Below are 16069 nucleotides of genomic sequence, written 5' to 3' on the forward strand. Positions count from 1 at the left end.
AAGAAATTTTCGAGGGAGGTCTCAGATGTCGTCACCCGAACCGATCAAATTCACCGACGGCGCGGCTTATGAACGCTTCATGGCGCCCTGGAGTCGGTCGGCCGGGACGCTGTTCCTCGACTGGCTGGCGCCACGACCCGGACTGGCCTGGGCGGATGTCGGTGCGGGCAATGGCGCGTTCACCGAACTCCTGCTTGCGAAGTCCGCCCCCTCATCAGTTTGCGCGATCGATCCCTCCGACGCGCAGATCGCGACTGCGCGCGAGAAAATATCGGCCAAGCAGGTCGAGTTTTCGATTGGCGATGCGATGGCCCTTCCCTACGACGCCAACCGCTTCGACGTCGCGGTGATGGCGCTGGTGCTGTTCTTCGTTCCCGACTCTCGCAAAGGCGCCTCGGAAATGGTCCGCGTCACCAAGCGCGGCGGCATGGTCGCGTCCTATACTTGGGACATTTTGCGCGGCGGCACGCCGACGCAGCCGCTGTGGGAAGAGATGGACGCCATGGGCAAACCGGCGGCGCGCCCACCGAGTGCGGACATCTCGCGCTTCGAAGCGCTGAAGGCGCTTTGGACGGAGCTTGGTCTGCGCGATATCGAAACCCGCGAGCTGGTCGTCGAGCGAACGTTTGCGAATTTCGATGACTACTGGCTGTCGATGGTCGTCAGCAGCCCGGCCGGCGTATTGGGAAGGCTGTCGGAGACAGAGAGCGCGGAGCTCAAACGCCGGCTGCAGGCGAGACTGCCGGCGAGCGCGAGCGGAGAGATCACGGTTCATGCCTCGGCCACCGCAATCAAGGGACGCAAGGCCGCTTGATGGTCGGGGCGCGCATCCGCGGCTGATCGCGTTGAGAGAGGCAACCGGCTTCAGGGCGGAAGGCCGACGACGTGTTACGTCGCCGCCTTCTTTTTCGCCTTCGGCTTCACCGGCTTCGGAGCGACCTGCGGCTCGGGCGAGCCCTCGATCGCGGACAGGCGTCCGGACGTAAACGTGTAGATGCCCGCGCGCGGACCCGTGGTCCAGGTGACCACCGCGACGCGACGGCCGGCGGCATCGCTGGAAAGATTGACGTTGGAGGGCGCGCCGATGCCGCGCACCACGTCACATTCGGTGTGGCCGAGTGCGACCGTGCCGCCCATCGGCGCAGGCGCCGTGCTCGAGGCATTGGCGTCGGCAGGTCCAGGCGGCGGCGCCATGCCGGGGCAACCGCCATCGGCGCTGACGAGATCCTCAGCGCCCACCGGCTTGTCGGGGGTCAGCGGCGGCGATTCGATCGAGATGTTCTTGATGAACAGTCGGCTCGGCTTGTTGAACCATTCGGCGTCTTTGGCGGACGCCAGCATATCGGTTGCGCCCGAGCAGCCCGCAAGCAGCGGCGCGACGGCGGCAAACGCAACTATGAGCGACTTTGGAAGCTTTTGATGTCGCACGATAAACTAAGTTCCCCACGTCAAGGAGTAGCCCTAAGCGCTTGTCCCAACATCACTTTGCGGCACGAAGGTGGCCGAAAACAGTTTGCCCGAGAAAGTCCAAATTATCATTAATTGCAAGCGACCGCTAATTCCGCCGCTGCCACCGGCCCCGTTCGTCCGCCTGCCAATAGGTGACCTCAAATCCGCGCGTCTTGCAATCCGTCCATGTGCTGCGGGCCGCCGCAAGCGCGTCCGGATCGTCGCCGTTGAACAGCAGCACCATGCGCTCATAGGCCTCCGTGTCCTGCGGCAACGCGGCGTTGTCGACCAGGAAGCGGACATTGGCGCCGTTCGGATTGTCCGCCTCGATCACCAGCACGATCGGCTGCTCGGCCACATCGTTCACGCGCCATGTCGCGTGCGGCAGGAAGGAATCGTCGCGATAGGTCCATAGATGCGCGTCGAGTGCATCGGCGCGCTCCGGCGAGGTCGACTGCACCACGACGCGCCAGCCGCGCTCGAGCGATTTCTCGAGAAGCGGCGGCAAGACGTTCTCAACCGTCATGTTTTGCAGATGGTAGAAGAGTACTTCAGTCATCTTGCGTCATTTGCGCTCGTAATGATCTGCCACCAGGCGATCGAGCAGCCGGACCCCGTAGCCCGAAGCCCAGCTCTGGTTGATGTCGGTCTTGGGTGCGCCCATCGCGGTGCCGGCGATGTCGAGATGCGCCCAGGGCGTGCCGTCGACGAAGCGCTGCAGGAACTGGGCAGCCGTGATCGAGCCGCCGTGCCGGCCGCCGGTGTTCTTCATGTCGGCAAACTGGGAATCGATCAGCTTGTCGTATTCGGGACCGAGCGGCAGGCGCCAGACCTTCTCGCCGCTCTCGATGCCGGCCGCGTGCAGGCGCTCGGCAAGCTCGTCATTGTTGGAGAACATGCCGGCATGATCGGTCCCAAGCGCGACCACGATCGCACCGGTCAGCGTCGCCAGATCCACCATGAATTTCGGCTTGGTCTTCTTGGCGACATACCAGAGCACGTCGGCCAGCACGAGACGGCCTTCCGCATCGGTGTTGATGATCTCGATGGTCTGGCCCGACATCGAGGTGACGATGTCGCCCGGCCGTTGCGCGTTGCCGTCGGGCATGTTCTCGACGAGGCCGATGGCGCCGACCGCATTGACCTTGGCTTTGCGCGCCGCGAGCGCGTGCATCAGGCCGACGACGCAGGCCGCACCGCCCATGTCGCCCTTCATGTCCTCCATGCTGCCGGCCGGCTTGATCGAAATGCCGCCGGTGTCAAAGCAGACGCCCTTGCCGACGAAGGCGACCGGCGCCTCGCCTTTTTTGCCGCCGTCCCAGCGCATGATCACGGTGCGGCTCGGCCGCGCCGAGCCCTGGCCGACGCCGAGCAGCGCACCCATGCCGAGCTTCTGCATCGCCTTGACGTCGAGCACCTCGATCTTGACGCCGAGCTTGCGCAGCTGGCTCGCGCGGCGCGCAAACTCCTCGGGAAACAGCACGTTGGGCGGCTCGTTGACGAGATCGCGCGCGATGATGACGCCGTCGACGACCGCACCCGCCGAGGCAAAGGCCTTCTTCGCCGCGGCGGCATCGCCGACCGCCAGCGAGACGTCGGCGCGCAGGGCGCCCTCCTCGCCGTCCTTCTTTTTGGTCTTGTAGCGGTCGAACTTGTAGGCGCGCAGCCGCAGGCCGGAGGCGATCAGAACCGCCTGCTCGCTGGTCATGGCGCCGGTCGTCAGTTCCGCCACGATGGTCATGGCAGCGGATCCCGCCTTGAGCTTGCTGGCGGCGATACCGCCGAATTTCAGGAAGTCGTTGCCCTTCAGGCTTGATTCCTTGCCGGTCCCGATCACGATCAGGCGCTCGGCCTTCAGACCCTCGGGTGCCAGGATATCCAGGGCGGCGCCGGTTTTGCCCTTGAATGAGCCGGCCGCCGCCGCCCGCTTCACGAGCTCGGCTGCCCCGCCGAGCGCCTTGGCCGTCGCCGGGCCGACCTTCAGAGCGTCGTCGCAGAACACGATCAGGATGCCACGGGCGGCACTGGCCAACGGGACGAAGCCGACCTTGATGGCATCGGACATGGGTAACTCCTCGAAAAAATGGGACTTTTTGCCGATCCGCTGGCCTGGCCGAAGGCCGGACCTGAACGGCGATTCACTCGTCTCTGCCCACTATGGGCGAGAAGCGCGGTCGATGCCAAGCACCGCCCGTGGCAGCGAGGCCACAACGAGGGAAATATTAACCATATGTTGAGGGTGCCATGGGTCGGCCATTTTGTTGACGGATCAAGGGGATGGTAGTGAGAATGTAAGCCTCCGGAAGAGGTGGTTGGCCGGACCTTGGGGATCCCTGTCACGGGATTGGTCGGACAGCCGGAATTCCGGTGCGCACGTTGGGGCTTTGGTGGGATTCGTGCGGTAGCGCATGGGGTCAATCGACAGGTATATTTTCCGCACGACGCTGGCGTCGTTTGCGCTCGTCCTGGTCAGCCTCACCGGCGTGATCTGGATTACGCAGGCGTTGCGCGGCATCGACCTGATGACGAGCCAGGGTCAGACCATCCTGACCTTCCTCGGCATCACCAGCCTCGTGATCCCGGCGCTGATCCTGATCATCTCGCCGATCGCGCTGATGATCGCGATCTCGCACACGCTGAACAAGCTCGCGACCGATTCCGAAATCATCGTGATGAATGCCGCCGGCTTCTCGCCGTTCCGGCTGTTCTATCCGTTCTTCTACGCCACCTGCGTGGTGGCGCTGCTGGTCGCCTTCATCTCGGCCTATCTCGCCCCCGACGGCATGCGGCGGATCAAGCAATGGGACGCCGAGATCACCGCCGACGTGCTCACCAACGTCCTGCAACCGGGCCGCTTCGCCCAGCTCGACAAGAATCTCACGATCCGGATTCGCGAGCGGCTGCCCGGCGGCATCCTCGCCGGCATCTTCATCGACGACCGCCGCGATCCGAACGAGCGTGTCTCGATCGTCGCCGAGCACGGCGATGTCGTGAAGAACGAGAACGGAACGTTCCTGGTGCTGAGAGATGGCAATCTGCAGCGTTTCGAGTTGGGCAAGCGCGACCCCGCGCTGGTGACATTCGTCAGCAACGCCTTCGACATGTCGAAGTTCGGCAACCAGGGCCACGACGTCACCCTCGGCATTCGCGAACGCTATCTCTGGGAGCTGTTCTCGCCGTCCGAGGACGATCCCGTCTACAAGGCGGTACCCGGCCAGTTCTGGTCCGAGCTGCATGACCGCCTGATGGCGCCGCTCTATCCGTTCGCGTTTGCAGCACTGACCTTCGCGTTCCTCGGCGCGCCGCGCACCACGCGCCAGAGCCGCAACTTCTCGATCGGCGGCTCGGTGGTCGCGGTGTTCGGGCTGCGCATGGCCGGATTTGCCTGCTCGGTGATGGCGGTGAAGTCGCCGGCCGCCGCCGCCGTGCAATACGCGATGCTAGTGGCCGCGATCGGCGCCGGCATGTGGCTGATCGTCGGCGGTATCGTGGTCGAGCCGCCTGCCGGCCTGATGGAGGCCATCAACAGATCGAATGCGCGGATCGCGCGGCTGTTCGGACGGCCGGCCGCCGCATGAGCATGCTCACCAACACGCTCGGGCGCTATTTCGCCGGCCGCTTCGTGGTCGCCGCACTCGGCGTGTTCGCGAGCATTTTCCTGCTGCTGGTGCTGGTCGACTACATCGAGATGGTGCGCAAGACCTCAGGGCTGGCGTCGGCGTCCGCGATCATGGTGGCCGAGACCTCGCTGTTCCGGGTGCCGCAACTGCTGGAGAAGCTGACGCCGTTCTGCATGCTGATCGGCGCCATGACCTGCTATCTCGCCCTCTCCCGCCGGCTCGAGCTCGTGGTGGCGCGCGCCGCCGGCATCTCGGCCTGGCAGTTCATCTCGCCCGCGCTTGGCAGCGCGCTCCTGATCGGCGTGATCGCCACCGTCGCTTACAATCCGATGTCGGCTAACCTGCGCGAGCTCTCCAAGCGCATGGAAGCCGAGCTGTTCGGCTCGGCGCCCGGCGGCGGCATCCAGGACGCCTCGGGCTTCTGGCTCAACCAGGTGACCAGCGACGGCCAGACCATCATCAACGCTGCGCGCAGCGAGCAGCAGGGCGTTCGGCTGACGGGGCTCACGCTGTTCCGGTTTGACACAGGGCAGCATTTCAAGGAGCGGGTCGAGGCGCGCGAGGCGACGCTCGAGTCTGGCCATTGGCTGTTCAAGGGCGTGCGCCGCTTCTCGCTCGATGCTCCGCCGATCGACCAGGCCAGCCTCGAGATTCCGACGACGTTGACCGAAGCGCAGGTCCGCAACAGCTTTTCCACACCCGAGACTGTGTCCTTTTGGCAACTACCGACCTACATCCGCTCATCGGAGAGCTCGGGGTTCGCGACAGCCGGATATCGACTCCAGTATCACAAGCTGCTGGCACAGCCGTTTTTGCTCGCCGCCATGGTGATGCTCGCGGCTTCCGTGTCGCTGCGCTTCTTCCGGATGGGCGGCGTACAGAAGATGGTTTTGAGTGGCGTGGGCGCAGGCTTTCTGCTCTACGTTTTGTCGAAAGTGACTGAAGACTTGAGCAAGGCTGAGTTGATGCATCCGATCGCTGCGGCGTGGTTGCCCGTGGTGGTGGGCGGCCTCACCGGCTTTTTGGCCTTGTTGTATCAGGAGGACGGATAGTGACGGCCGTCCGCCGAGGACACGTATCTGGTTTGGCGTTGCGCACCCTCGTGCGCGCGAACGGATATGGCTTGTCTGCCCGCAGGCTCCTGCTCGCCCTGATCGCGACCGTATCGCTCGCCGGCATGATTGATCTTGCCGCGGTGACGCCGGCTGGCGCCCAGAGCTACACCTACAATCCGCGGCCGCCGCGTCCGACGCCGCCGAAGGCCGCCAATGACGGGCAGATGCTCGTGCAGGCGACCGAGGTCGATTACGACTACAACAATTCGCGCGTCTCCGCGGTCGGCAACGTCCAGCTGTTCTACAACGGCACCAGCGTCGAGGCCGACCGGGTCATCTACGATCAGAAGACCAAGCGGCTCCATGCCGAAGGCAACATCCGCATGACGGATGCCGACGGCAAGATCACCTATGCCGAGATCCTGGATCTCTCCGACGATTACCGCGATGGCTTCGTCGATTCGCTGCGCGTGGACACCGCCGACCAGACCCGCATGGCCGCGACCCGCGCCGACCGCTCAAGCGGCAACTACACGGTGTTCGAGAACGGCGTCTACACGGCCTGCGCGCCGTGTAAGGACGATCCGAAGAAGCCCCCGCTCTGGCAGGTCAAGGGTGCCCGCATCATCCACGACCAGCAGGAGAAGATGCTGTATTTCGAGACGGCGCAGCTCGAATTCTTCGGCGTGCCGCTCGCCTACATGCCCTATTTCTCGACGCCCGATCCCACCGTGAAGCGCAAGACCGGCTTCCTGATGCCGGGCTTCACCTCCTACACGGCGTTCGGCTACGGCGTCGAAGTCCCGTTCTACTGGGCGATCGCGCCCGACATGGACGCGACCTTCAGTCCGCGCATCACCTCCAAGCAGGGCGTGCTGTTCCAGGCCGAGTTCCGCCAGCGCCTGATGGACGGCGCCTACCAGGTTCGCGTCTACGGCATCGATCAGCTCAACCCCGGCAATTTCGCTGGCCAGCCGGGCGACCGCCAGTTCCGCGGCGGTGTCGAGACCAAGGGCCAGTTCGCGCTGAACGACAAATGGGTCTGGGGCTGGGACGGGGTCATCCTCTCCGACTATTATTTCATGTCGGATTACCGCCTGTCGGCATACCGCGATCCGCTCGGATCGTTCCTGAACCTGCCGACGGATGCGCTGTCGCAGCTCTATCTGACCGGCGTCGGCAATCGCAGCTTCTTCGACGCGCGCACGATGTACTGGCTGAGCTTCTCGGGCAACCAGCAGCAGGTCCCGGTCGTCTATCCCGTGATCGACTACTCGAACGTGCTCAACTATCCGATCTTCGGCGGCGAGGTCTCCTACAAGACGAACTTCGTCAATCTGACGCGCAACGACGCGGTGTTCGATCCGATCACGACGGCTGCCAACACCAACAGCCTGTGCACGACGACCTCCGCCGATCCGCTCGCGCGCACGCCGTCGCAGTGCCTGCTGCGCGGCTTCCCCGGCACCTACACCCGCCTGACGGCGGAGGCGCAGTGGCGCAAGTCCTTTACCGATCCGTTCGGCGAGATCTGGACGCCATTCGCGATCCTGCGGGCCGATGCGATCAATTCGGACGTCTCCAACCAGCCGGGCGTGTCGAACTACCTGCCCGTCGGCGACACCCAGGCGTTCCGCCTGATGCCGACCGTCGGCCTCGAATATCGCTATCCCTTCATCAACATTCAGCCCTGGGGCTCGACCACCATCGAGCCGATCGCGCAGATCATCATCCGCCCGAACGAGACCTATGCCGGCAAGCTTCCGAACGAGGATGCGCAGAGCATGGTGTTCGACGCCTCCAACCTGTTCAGCGTCGACAAGTTCTCCGGCTATGACCGCGTCGAAGGCGGCGGACGCGCCAATGTCGGCGTGCAGGCGACCACGCAATTCGACAAGGGCGGCGCCGTCAAGGTGGTGTTCGGCCAGTCCTACCAGCTGTTCGGCATGAACTCCTACGCGGTGCAGGACTCCATCAATACCGGCATCAATTCCGGCCTCGACAAGCCGCGTTCGGACTACGTGGCGAGCGCCAGCTACTCTCCGAACAGCACCTATACGTTCAGCGTCCGCTCCCGCATGGACGAGCAGACCTGGAACATCCAGCGCTTCGAAGCGGAAGGCCGCGCCAACTTCAATCGCTGGTCCGTCAGCATGTTGTACGGCAATTACGCGCCGCAGCCGGAACTCGGCTATTTGACCCGCCGCGAGGGCATCCTGACATCAGGCTCGATCAAGGTCGCGACCAATTGGGTGGTGACGGGCTCGGCGCGCTGGGACCTCGAGGCCAACAAGATCAACCAATATGTGCTCGGCGCCGGCTACGTCGACGATTGCTTCGTGCTGGCGGCGAACTATGTAACTTCGTATAGCTATTCCGCGGGCACCACGCCGCCCGTGCTGAGCCACGCGTTCATGTTCCAGATCGGCCTGCGCACGCTGGCGACCTCGACCGGGTCCAGCAATTCCGCCGGCTACCAGTGAACGATTTGAAGTGCCGGCCGCCTCCTGTTCCCGATCACAGGACCATCTCGGCTGACATGCGAGCGACAACCATGACGACCCGATTGCCTGTCTTCCGCCTCCCCCTTCTCGTGCTGGCCTCCGTACTGGTTCTCGCGGGCGCCCCCGCGCGCGCGCAGAACATCGTCGTCATGGTCAATGGCGATCCCATCACCGATTTCGACATCGAGCAGCGCTCCAAGCTCGAGCAGCTGACGACGCAGAAGATCCCGGGCCGGCAGGACGTCATCAACGTGCTGATCGACGACAAGATCAAGCTGAAGGAAGGCAAGAAATACGGTGTCGATCCCGGCGCTTCCGACATCGGCCAGTCCTACGATGGCATGGCGCAGCGCATGCGCATCTCGCCCGATCAGCTCACCAAATCGCTCGAGAGCAAGGGCGTGCGCCCCGATACACTCAAGAACCGCATGAGGTCCGAGATGGTCTGGACCAGCCTCGTGCGCGGCCGCTTCAAGGAGAAGCTGCTGATCAGCGAGAAGGACGTCGCCGACAAGGTGCGCGAAGGCGGCGACGAGAAGCTGCAGATCGAGGGCACCGAATACAAGATGCAGCCGATCGTGCTGATCGTGCCGCGCGGCTCGTCCGCGGCTTTCCAGGAGACGCGCATGAAGGAAGCCGAGCAATATCGCTCGCGTGTCGGAAGCTGCGAGGAAGCCAATTCGCTGTTCCGTTCGACGCCGAACGCCACCATCCGCGATAGCGTCACCAAGACCACCGCCGACCTGCCGGAGGGGCTGCGCAAGGTTCTCGATGACACCGCGATCGGCCACCTCACGGCACCCGAAGTGACCAAGTCCGGCATCGAGATGGTCGTGCTTTGCTCGCGCAAGCCGACCACGATCGATACGCCGAAGAAGCGCGAGATCCGCGAGAAGATGTATACGGAGAAATACGAGAAGACCCAGAGGGCCTATCTCGACGAGCTCCGCAAAGCGGCGATGATCGAATATCGCAACCACTGATGGCCGCTCCCGCAAAGCCCCTTGCACTGACGCTCGGAGAGCCCGCCGGCATCGGCCCCGACATCACCATTGCGGCCTGGCTCAGGCGGCGCGAGCTCGGCCTTCCCGCCTTCTATTTGCTCGGTGACGAGGCGCTGATCGCGCAGCGCGCCAAGGAACTGGCCAAGACGCTGGGCGCCGAGATCAGGATCGCCACGGTGAGCCCGGGCGATGCCGAGACCGCCTTTGCCGACGCCCTGCCCGTGGTTGCGACCGGCGAGCGTGCAACCGCTGCGCCCGGTAAGCCCGACGCCTCGAGCGCACCGGCAGCCCTCGCCTCGATCCGCCAGGCGGTCAGCGACGTCCGCGCCGGCCGCGCCAGTGCCGTCGTCACCAATCCGATCGCCAAGAGCGTGCTTTACCGCGCGGGCTTCCGTCATCCCGGCCACACCGAATTCCTCGCCGAGCTCGCGAGCCTCGATGGCCACCTGCCGCAGCCGGTGATGATGCTGTGGTCGCCGCGGCTCGCCGTGGTGCCGGTGACGATCCACGTTTCCTTGCGGGAAGCCCTCACCCAGCTCACCAGCGAGCTCATCGTCTCGACCGTGCGCATCGTCGCGACCGAACTCACATCCCGCTTCGGCATTGCGCGGCCGCGGATCGCGATCTCCGGCCTCAATCCGCACGCCGGCGAGGACGGCTCGCTCGGCCATGAGGAGCAGACCGTGATCGCCCCGGCGCTCAAAGTCCTGCGCAATGACGGCATCGACGCCAGGGGACCGCTGCCCGCCGACACCATGTTCCATGAAGCCGCGCGAAACACCTATGACTGCGCGGTCTGCATGTATCACGACCAGGCGCTGATCCCGATCAAGACGGTGGCGTTCGACGACGCCGTCAATGTCACGCTCGGCCTGCCCTTCATCCGCACCTCGCCCGATCACGGCACCGCCTTCGACATCGCCGGCACCGGCAAAGCCAATCCGGCGAGCCTGATCGCGGCGCTCAAGCTTGCCAGCCGCATGGCGGCTGCAAACAGCTGATGAGTGCGATCGACGACCTCCCGCCGCTCCGCGAGGTCATTCGCCAGCACGCGCTGTCGGCGCGCAAATCGCTGGGCCAGAACTTTCTGCTCGATCTCAATCTCACCGCGCGCATCGCGCGCGCGGCAGCGCCGCTCGAAGACAGCACCATCGTCGAGATCGGCCCGGGCCCGGGTGGGCTGACACGGGCGCTGCTCGCGATCGGCGCCAAACGCGTCATCGCGATCGAGCATGACGAGCGCGCGATCCCGGCGCTGAATGATATCTCCGCGCGCTATCCCGGCCGGCTCGAGATCGTGCATGGCGATGCCATGACCTTCGATCCGCGTCCGCTGCTTGGCGGCGAGCGCGCGAAGATCGTCGCCAACCTGCCCTATAACATCGGAACGCAGCTCCTGATCGGCTGGCTCACCACCGAGCCCTGGCCGCCCTGGTACGACATGATGGTGCTGATGTTTCAGCGCGAGGTCGGCGAGCGCATCGTCGCGCGCGAGGACGAGGAGGCCTATGGTCGGCTCGGCCTGCTCGCCAACTGGCGCTGCGAGACGAAGATCCTGTTCGATATCTCACCATCCGCCTTCGTGCCGCCGCCGAAGGTCACCTCCTCCGTCGTGCGCCTGGTGCCGCGCGCAGCGCCGCTACCCTGCGATCGCAAGATGCTCGAACAGGTCGCGGCCGCGGCCTTCGGCCAGCGCCGGAAAATGCTGCGCCAAAGCCTGAAATCACTCGGTGTCGATCCCGCGCGGCTTGCGGCAGCCGCCGGCGTCGATGCGACGCGGCGTGCCGAGACCATCCCCATCTCCGGCTTTGTTGCCATGGCGCGTGAATTGGCGGATATACGCAGCGAGGCTCAATAATCGGAATTTCGGAGGAAGGAATATGGCGTTGATGCGTCGGCAGTCGCTGGTCAAGTTCGATGCGCCCTTGTGCGAGACCATCGTCGATACGCCCAAGCCGCAAGAACGCGAGGTGCTGGTGCGCATCGAGCGCTGCGGCCTCTGCCATTCCGACCTGCACATCCAGGACGGCTATGCCGATCTCGGCGGCGGCAAGAAGCTCGACACCACGCGCGGCATGATGCTGCCTTTCACGCTCGGCCACGAGATCGCCGGCGTCGTCGACGAAGTCGGCCCCGACGTGCCGGCGGGTCTCGTCGGTTCGAAGAAGGCGGTGTTTCCCTGGATCGGCTGCGGCCAGTGCCGCGACTGCAAGAACGGCGACGAGAACCTCTGCGCCAGGCAGCGCTTCCTCGGCGTCTCCATCGACGGCGGCTTCGCCACCCACGTGCTGGTGCCCGACGCAAAATATCTGCTCGACTACGATCCGCTGCCCGTCAACCAAGCCGCGACCTTGATGTGTTCCGGCGTCACCGCTTACGGCGCGCTCAAGCGCCTGGTCGATCGTCCGCGTCAGCGCAATCTGCTGCTGATCGGTCTCGGCGGCGTCGGCATGATGGGCCTGTCGTTCGCGCAAGCCATGTTCAAGCAGCCGATCACGGTCGCCGATCTCTCGCCGGCCGCGCGCGAGACTGCGCTGAAGAACGGCGCGGCCAACGCCTACGATCCGTCCGAGCCCGACGTGATCAAGCGCATCCTGAAGGAGACCGACGGCGGGTTTGACGAGGTCGTCGATTTCGCCGGCAACGAAAAGTCGATGGCGTTCGCGGTCGCGGTTGCCGCGCGCGGCGGCAAGGTCGTGGTCTCCGGCCTGATGGGTGGCCAGTTCACGCTGCCGATGGTGCAATGGGTCTACAAGCGCCTCACGGTCGAAGGCTTTATGGTCGGCACGCTTGCCGAGGCGCATGAGCTGATGGCGCTCGCCCGCGCCGGCAAGATCAAGCCGACGCCGATGCGCGAAGAGCCGATGGGCGATGTCCAGAAATGGATCGACGAGCTGCGCGCAGGCCACGTGGTCGGCCGCATCGTGCTGAAGAACTGAGTTTCGATCGGCGGCGGGATACGCGTCCCGCCGCCGCTTTCGTTTACGCAATTTAACCCGGAATTCACGCAAGGCCCGGTTCCAAATAGAGGAACCCTGACCTTGCGGACTATCGTCCTCACCATCCTCCTTCGGAATTTTGGTGTGACCATGCAGACCATTCGCCGCTTCCTGGCCGACGAATCCGGCGCGACTGCGATCGAGTACGGTCTGATCGCTGCCGGCATCGCGCTGGCCATCATCGCTGTGGTCAACAATCTCGGTTCGGCGCTGAAGCTGAAGTTCGGTTCGATCAGCTCGTCGCTGAAGTAGAGCACGCCGTCGCACGAAGCCCGGCGCGGAACGGCTGCGGCTGCACCGCGTTGGCAGCCCATGTCCATTCGCTGCACCGTCGAAAGCGCATTCTTCATCGCCTGGAGCTTCCTCGAGAAGAGCGGCGAGCTTGGCCCGCCTGACAATTCCGCCAACATCCTTCTCGATGCGATCGAAGCGCAGCTCAAAACCGGCGAGCGCCGGCCGTTGATGCTCGGCAACCGGGCGATCGACACCTACCGCGACCAGATGGCCTACAACCGCCTGTCGGCTGCACGCACCGCCCGCCTCCGCTAGCGGCGTCAGGCGACGCCCTTGGACCCGCCGGCCTGGCGGCAGCGAGAGGGTGAAAGCCGGCGGTCCGTCGGGCAGAGCGCACGGGGCGCGCACTCGGCAGCGGTGACGCTGGTCCAATCCGCCCCCGCCCTATGTTCACTCCTGAACAGAGCGCGCTCTGTTTCGAAATTCCGTAGTTCTCCGGCCAAGAACAAAGTTCGAGGCGTGGCTTGCGTGCAACGCGGGAGGCTCTTCCGCGTTCGGCGTCAATTTTTCGATTTCCCGTAACCCCTTGTGTGCACTTTGGAACCGTCGGTTCTTGCGCGGAAACGTAGGGTTCGCTCCGGTGCCGATTCCCGGCAGGTAAGAGAACGAGTGTGACCGGCCGGCCCAGGAACGAGCTCCTTCAGAAGCTCAGCACCCACGATTTCGAGCTGCTTGCCCCTCATTTGCAATCGGTCGAGCTCGCTGCGAACCACATCCTGCATCATGCCGGCGACAGCATCGCTGTCGTCCACTTCCCCTGTGGCCCCGCCTTCGTGTCGTTCGCCGTGCCGGTCGAGGACGATCGCGAGGTCGAAAGCCTGCTGGTCGGCCGCGAGGGTGCGGTCGGCCTTCCCTTGGGCCGCGGCCCCTCGCTGGCCTATGCCCGCATCATCGTGAAGGTCGGCGGCACCGTGCTGCGGCTGCCGCTGCGCGCGCTCGAACAGGCGCAACAGAGATCGGCGAGCCTGCAGGATCTGTTCGCCCGCTACGCCGCCTGCCAGCTCGCGCAGCTGCTGCAGACCGCGGCATGCAATGCCGCGCATTCGATCGAGCAGCGCGCGGCGAAATGGATCATCGCGGCGCAGGAGCACATCGGCGGCGACGAGATTCCCCTCACCCACGAGCAGCTCGCCGGCATGCTTGGCGTCTCCCGCAGCTATGCCAGCCGCGTCATCCAGATGCTGAAGGCAAGGCGCATCCTCGCAACGCGCCGCGGCGCCATCCTGATTCTCGACGGGCCGGCGCTTCAGGCCAGTGCCTGCGCCTGCAACGGCACAGTGAAGAAGCATTTCCGCGAAGTGCTGGGTGGCCCCTGACGGAGCGGCCGATCCGTGCGGTCCGGAACATATCCGCCTGGCCCGTATTGCCGGACATGCCGCGGTACTTTTTCATTTCGAAGGCCAGCAGCCTCACACCGACACGACCGGCGAAGCCCTTCACGACGACGAGGCCGCCTGGCGCGAGGCGATCCGCCTCTCCCGCGACGTCGAACACGCGCTGCGCCCCAGCGACAGCTGGACGCTCAGCGTCTTCGACGGTACCGAGCCGGGGTTCGTACTGGCGATGGTGACCCGGCGGTTTCGTTAACGCGCCGGCTGCAGAGCACGCAAACGCTTGCGCCGCCCGCGTTCCGCGGATGGATCCGGGCGCCGCCACCCGAATTGCCGAATTTCGATAGCCGGCCACCTCGGAAATTTGCATAAAACCAAAGCACAACTTGCATTCGAATGCGAACGGCCGTTCAATACCTGCATAAGCCGACAGCACATTGCATCACCTACGGTATTGAGTGGAATGCGGACCCTTCTTGTCATTCTGGCCATCTGGCTCCTGATCAACGTCCTCTTCGTCGTGATCATGATCCCGCCGCGCAAGCCGCGGAAATCTGGCCAGCCGCGCTCGTCGAGCGGGCTCGCGCCTGTCCCGATCGGGCAAAATGCCTATGCCTACGATGAGGACGAAAAGGTCTCGCTGCGCCATACGATCATCGCCATTGCGATGGGTGCGCTGTTCTCGCTGACGCCGCCTCTGCTGGAAGCCGTCGACGACATCAAGCGGATGATCGGGAAGTATCGCAAGTCGCGGCAACAGGCCGAGGCGGAAGGTGACGGACAATCCCTCGAAACCCTCTTGAAAGATCCGCGCGCGAATCAGACGTCAGCCGACGGATCGTCCGGCGAACAGGACGCTTCGAAGCACTAGAGCTGCGCGTCCCCCCATCACTTCGCCCTGAAAGTTGGAACACCGCGAACCACCCGCGCGTTGGCCTCTCGTCAAGGCAACGACGGAGTCCGAATCGCATGACGAAGCCGCTGACAAAAACAGTGCAGCCAGTTCCCGACGAGAACCGGAGCCACAAGGGCGCCGGCAGCGCGCCGACCGTTCCCGTCGCCCATCGTGACGACGAGAAGCAGAACATCCGTGAGCAGGCAGCCCACGGCAATCTCACCCAGAACACCAGCAACCGCCGTATGGGATAGCGCAGAACCAGGGGGATCACACAGGAGAGACGAACTTGGTCAGTCTAGGCAAATGGTACGATCCGATAACCGAGCGCTGGATCGCGCCGCGCGAATTCCGCTCCGCAGCCCCATCCCCCCGCGCCAGCGAGAACCACGTGCTCGAGATGCAGAGATCAGTCGAGATCCAGCGCATCTGGCGCTTACTGGTCGATTGCTGCGCAAGCAAGTAATGCTCTTGCGTGTCCGTGACGGCGGCGGAACACACCGTCAGCCGCGCCGTTATCATCCAGCATGACCGATTCCACATCCCCCGCCAGGCCCGTCGCAACCGCGATACGTTATCTCTCGATCATCGTCTGCTGCGCCTGCCTGCTGCTCACCGCCCTCTGCGTCGCCATCGCGTGCCAGGTCTTCATCCAGACCGGCGTCTTCGCGCAATCCTACGCGATGGTGGGATTGATCAGCGGCGTGCTCGGGCTTCTGGCGCTGAAGCTGGGGAGTGTGTGGAAGTAGGCGCCTCCACGCCGTCATTGCGAGCGCAGCGAAGCAATCCAGAATCTTTCCGCGGAGGCAGCCTGGATTGCTTCGCTGCGCTCGCAATGACGGTGCAGGTAAAGGCCTGCCCCAAGCTCCGCATGCGCTGGCTGCCAATACTCTGCGACCCGACCAGGCTGAGCAAGAA

19 protein-coding genes are annotated in these 16069 nt (G+C 64.4%); 16 read left to right on the forward strand and 3 right to left on the reverse strand.

All coding sequences use genetic code 11. The features are described from left to right. The first annotated feature begins 25 nt into the window (after positions 1 to 25). Positions 26 to 814, forward strand: coding sequence for a class I SAM-dependent methyltransferase (locus FXB40_RS12930; RefSeq protein WP_148772571.1), 789 nt, complete (start codon positions 26 to 28; stop codon positions 812 to 814). 74 nt (positions 815 to 888) lie between these two features. On the opposite strand, the gene FXB40_RS12935 is transcribed toward FXB40_RS12930, so the two are convergent. From FXB40_RS12935 to FXB40_RS12945, 3 genes are all read right to left on the reverse strand, one after another. Then, entirely contained in the window at positions 889 to 1428 is a 540-nt protein-coding gene (locus tag FXB40_RS12935) for a hypothetical protein (protein ID WP_148772572.1), read from the reverse strand. A gap of 127 nt (positions 1429 to 1555) precedes the next feature. Beyond that, complete coding sequence (locus FXB40_RS12940) at positions 1556 to 2008, reverse strand: DNA polymerase III subunit chi (RefSeq protein ID WP_148772573.1); 453 nt, start codon at positions 2006 to 2008, stop codon at positions 1556 to 1558. Between the two features lie 6 nt (positions 2009 to 2014). Next, positions 2015 to 3514 carry a leucyl aminopeptidase gene (locus tag FXB40_RS12945; protein WP_148772574.1) on the reverse strand — a complete coding sequence of 500 codons (1500 nt, stop codon included), beginning with the start codon at positions 3512 to 3514 and terminating at the stop codon, positions 2015 to 2017. 343 nt (positions 3515 to 3857) lie between these two features. Between FXB40_RS12945 and lptF the strand changes: the two genes are divergently transcribed. From lptF to FXB40_RS13015, 15 genes are all read left to right on the forward strand, one after another. Beyond that, positions 3858 to 5027, forward strand: a complete 1170-nt coding sequence (gene lptF / locus FXB40_RS12950; protein ID WP_148772575.1) for an LPS export ABC transporter permease LptF — start codon at positions 3858 to 3860, stop codon at positions 5025 to 5027. After that, entirely contained in the window at positions 5024 to 6121 is a 1098-nt protein-coding gene (gene lptG / locus FXB40_RS12955; protein WP_148772576.1) for an LPS export ABC transporter permease LptG, read from the forward strand. The genes lptF and lptG overlap by 4 nt, the downstream gene beginning before the upstream one ends. Next, complete coding sequence (locus tag FXB40_RS12960; protein ID WP_187436851.1) at positions 6121 to 8607, forward strand: LPS-assembly protein LptD; 2487 nt, start codon at positions 6121 to 6123, stop codon at positions 8605 to 8607. The genes lptG and FXB40_RS12960 overlap by 1 nt, the downstream gene beginning before the upstream one ends. Before the next feature lie 71 nt (positions 8608 to 8678). Continuing rightward, a complete protein-coding gene (locus FXB40_RS12965; RefSeq protein WP_187436852.1) occupies positions 8679 to 9611 on the forward strand; it encodes a peptidylprolyl isomerase family protein in 933 nt (310 codons plus the stop codon). Then, positions 9611 to 10633 (forward strand): 4-hydroxythreonine-4-phosphate dehydrogenase PdxA, encoded by a 1023-nt coding sequence (gene pdxA, locus FXB40_RS12970; RefSeq protein ID WP_148772579.1) that lies wholly within the window; start codon positions 9611 to 9613, stop codon positions 10631 to 10633. The genes FXB40_RS12965 and pdxA overlap by 1 nt, the downstream gene beginning before the upstream one ends. After that, positions 10633 to 11490, forward strand: a complete 858-nt coding sequence (gene rsmA / locus FXB40_RS12975) for a 16S rRNA (adenine(1518)-N(6)/adenine(1519)-N(6))-dimethyltransferase RsmA (RefSeq protein WP_148772580.1) — start codon at positions 10633 to 10635, stop codon at positions 11488 to 11490. Before pdxA ends, rsmA begins: the two co-directional genes overlap by 1 nt. 22 nt (positions 11491 to 11512) lie before the next feature. Continuing rightward, positions 11513 to 12571 carry an alcohol dehydrogenase gene (locus tag FXB40_RS12980; protein WP_148772581.1) on the forward strand — a complete coding sequence of 353 codons (1059 nt, stop codon included), beginning with the start codon at positions 11513 to 11515 and terminating at the stop codon, positions 12569 to 12571. A 150-nt stretch (positions 12572 to 12721) separates the two neighbouring features. After that, on the forward strand, positions 12722 to 12883 hold the full coding sequence (locus tag FXB40_RS12985) for a Flp family type IVb pilin (protein ID WP_148772589.1): 162 nt from the start codon (positions 12722 to 12724) through the stop codon (positions 12881 to 12883). A gap of 60 nt (positions 12884 to 12943) precedes the next feature. Next, positions 12944 to 13180, forward strand: a complete 237-nt coding sequence (locus tag FXB40_RS12990) for a hypothetical protein (protein ID WP_148772582.1) — start codon at positions 12944 to 12946, stop codon at positions 13178 to 13180. A 356-nt stretch (positions 13181 to 13536) separates the two neighbouring features. Continuing rightward, entirely contained in the window at positions 13537 to 14241 is a 705-nt protein-coding gene (locus FXB40_RS12995; RefSeq protein WP_148772583.1) for a Crp/Fnr family transcriptional regulator, read from the forward strand. Next, positions 14231 to 14512: a DUF6894 family protein gene (locus tag FXB40_RS13000; protein WP_246207577.1), complete on the forward strand. Its 282-nt coding sequence runs from the start codon at positions 14231 to 14233 to the stop codon at positions 14510 to 14512. The genes FXB40_RS12995 and FXB40_RS13000 overlap by 11 nt, the downstream gene beginning before the upstream one ends. Positions 14513 to 14719: 207 nt before the next feature. Next, positions 14720 to 15127, forward strand: coding sequence for a phosphonate metabolism protein PhnM (locus tag FXB40_RS13005; protein WP_148772584.1), 408 nt, complete (start codon positions 14720 to 14722; stop codon positions 15125 to 15127). Positions 15128 to 15225: 98 nt separating this feature from the next. Further along, positions 15226 to 15405 (forward strand): hypothetical protein, encoded by a 180-nt coding sequence (locus tag FXB40_RS13010; protein ID WP_148772585.1) that lies wholly within the window; start codon positions 15226 to 15228, stop codon positions 15403 to 15405. A 35-nt stretch (positions 15406 to 15440) separates the two neighbouring features. After that, positions 15441 to 15617, forward strand: a complete 177-nt coding sequence (locus tag FXB40_RS47885; protein ID WP_187436853.1) for a hypothetical protein — start codon at positions 15441 to 15443, stop codon at positions 15615 to 15617. Positions 15618 to 15678: 61 nt separating this feature from the next. Next, entirely contained in the window at positions 15679 to 15900 is a 222-nt protein-coding gene (locus FXB40_RS13015; RefSeq protein WP_148772586.1) for a hypothetical protein, read from the forward strand. Positions 15901 to 16069: the final 169 nt, after the last annotated feature.

It is taken from the genome of Bradyrhizobium rifense (assembly GCF_008123425.1).
Lineage (GTDB): Bacteria > Pseudomonadota > Alphaproteobacteria > Rhizobiales > Xanthobacteraceae > Bradyrhizobium > Bradyrhizobium rifense.

Excerpts from the sequence above, each read along its gene's own strand:
- FXB40_RS12985 (WP_148772589.1), top strand. The coding sequence starts at position 12,722 with ATGCAGACCATTCGCCGCTTCCTGGCCGACGAATCCGGCGCGACTGCG.
- lptF (WP_148772575.1), top strand. The coding sequence starts at position 3,858 with ATGGGGTCAATCGACAGGTATATTTTCCGCACGACGCTGGCGTCGTTT.
- FXB40_RS12940 (WP_148772573.1), bottom strand. The coding sequence starts at position 2,008 with ATGACTGAAGTACTCTTCTACCATCTGCAAAACATGACGGTTGAGAAC.
- pdxA (WP_148772579.1), top strand. The coding sequence starts at position 9,611 with ATGGCCGCTCCCGCAAAGCCCCTTGCACTGACGCTCGGAGAGCCCGCC.
- FXB40_RS12945 (WP_148772574.1), bottom strand. The coding sequence starts at position 3,514 with ATGTCCGATGCCATCAAGGTCGGCTTCGTCCCGTTGGCCAGTGCCGCC.
- lptG (WP_148772576.1), top strand. The coding sequence starts at position 5,024 with ATGAGCATGCTCACCAACACGCTCGGGCGCTATTTCGCCGGCCGCTTC.
- FXB40_RS13010 (WP_148772585.1), top strand. The coding sequence starts at position 15,226 with ATGACGAAGCCGCTGACAAAAACAGTGCAGCCAGTTCCCGACGAGAAC.
- rsmA (WP_148772580.1), top strand. The coding sequence starts at position 10,633 with ATGAGTGCGATCGACGACCTCCCGCCGCTCCGCGAGGTCATTCGCCAG.
- FXB40_RS13005 (WP_148772584.1), top strand. The coding sequence starts at position 14,720 with ATGCGGACCCTTCTTGTCATTCTGGCCATCTGGCTCCTGATCAACGTC.
- FXB40_RS12980 (WP_148772581.1), top strand. The coding sequence starts at position 11,513 with ATGGCGTTGATGCGTCGGCAGTCGCTGGTCAAGTTCGATGCGCCCTTG.
- FXB40_RS12930 (WP_148772571.1), top strand. The coding sequence starts at position 26 with ATGTCGTCACCCGAACCGATCAAATTCACCGACGGCGCGGCTTATGAA.
- FXB40_RS12965 (WP_187436852.1), top strand. The coding sequence starts at position 8,679 with ATGACGACCCGATTGCCTGTCTTCCGCCTCCCCCTTCTCGTGCTGGCC.
- FXB40_RS12990 (WP_148772582.1), top strand. The coding sequence starts at position 12,944 with ATGTCCATTCGCTGCACCGTCGAAAGCGCATTCTTCATCGCCTGGAGC.
- FXB40_RS13015 (WP_148772586.1), top strand. The coding sequence starts at position 15,679 with ATGACCGATTCCACATCCCCCGCCAGGCCCGTCGCAACCGCGATACGT.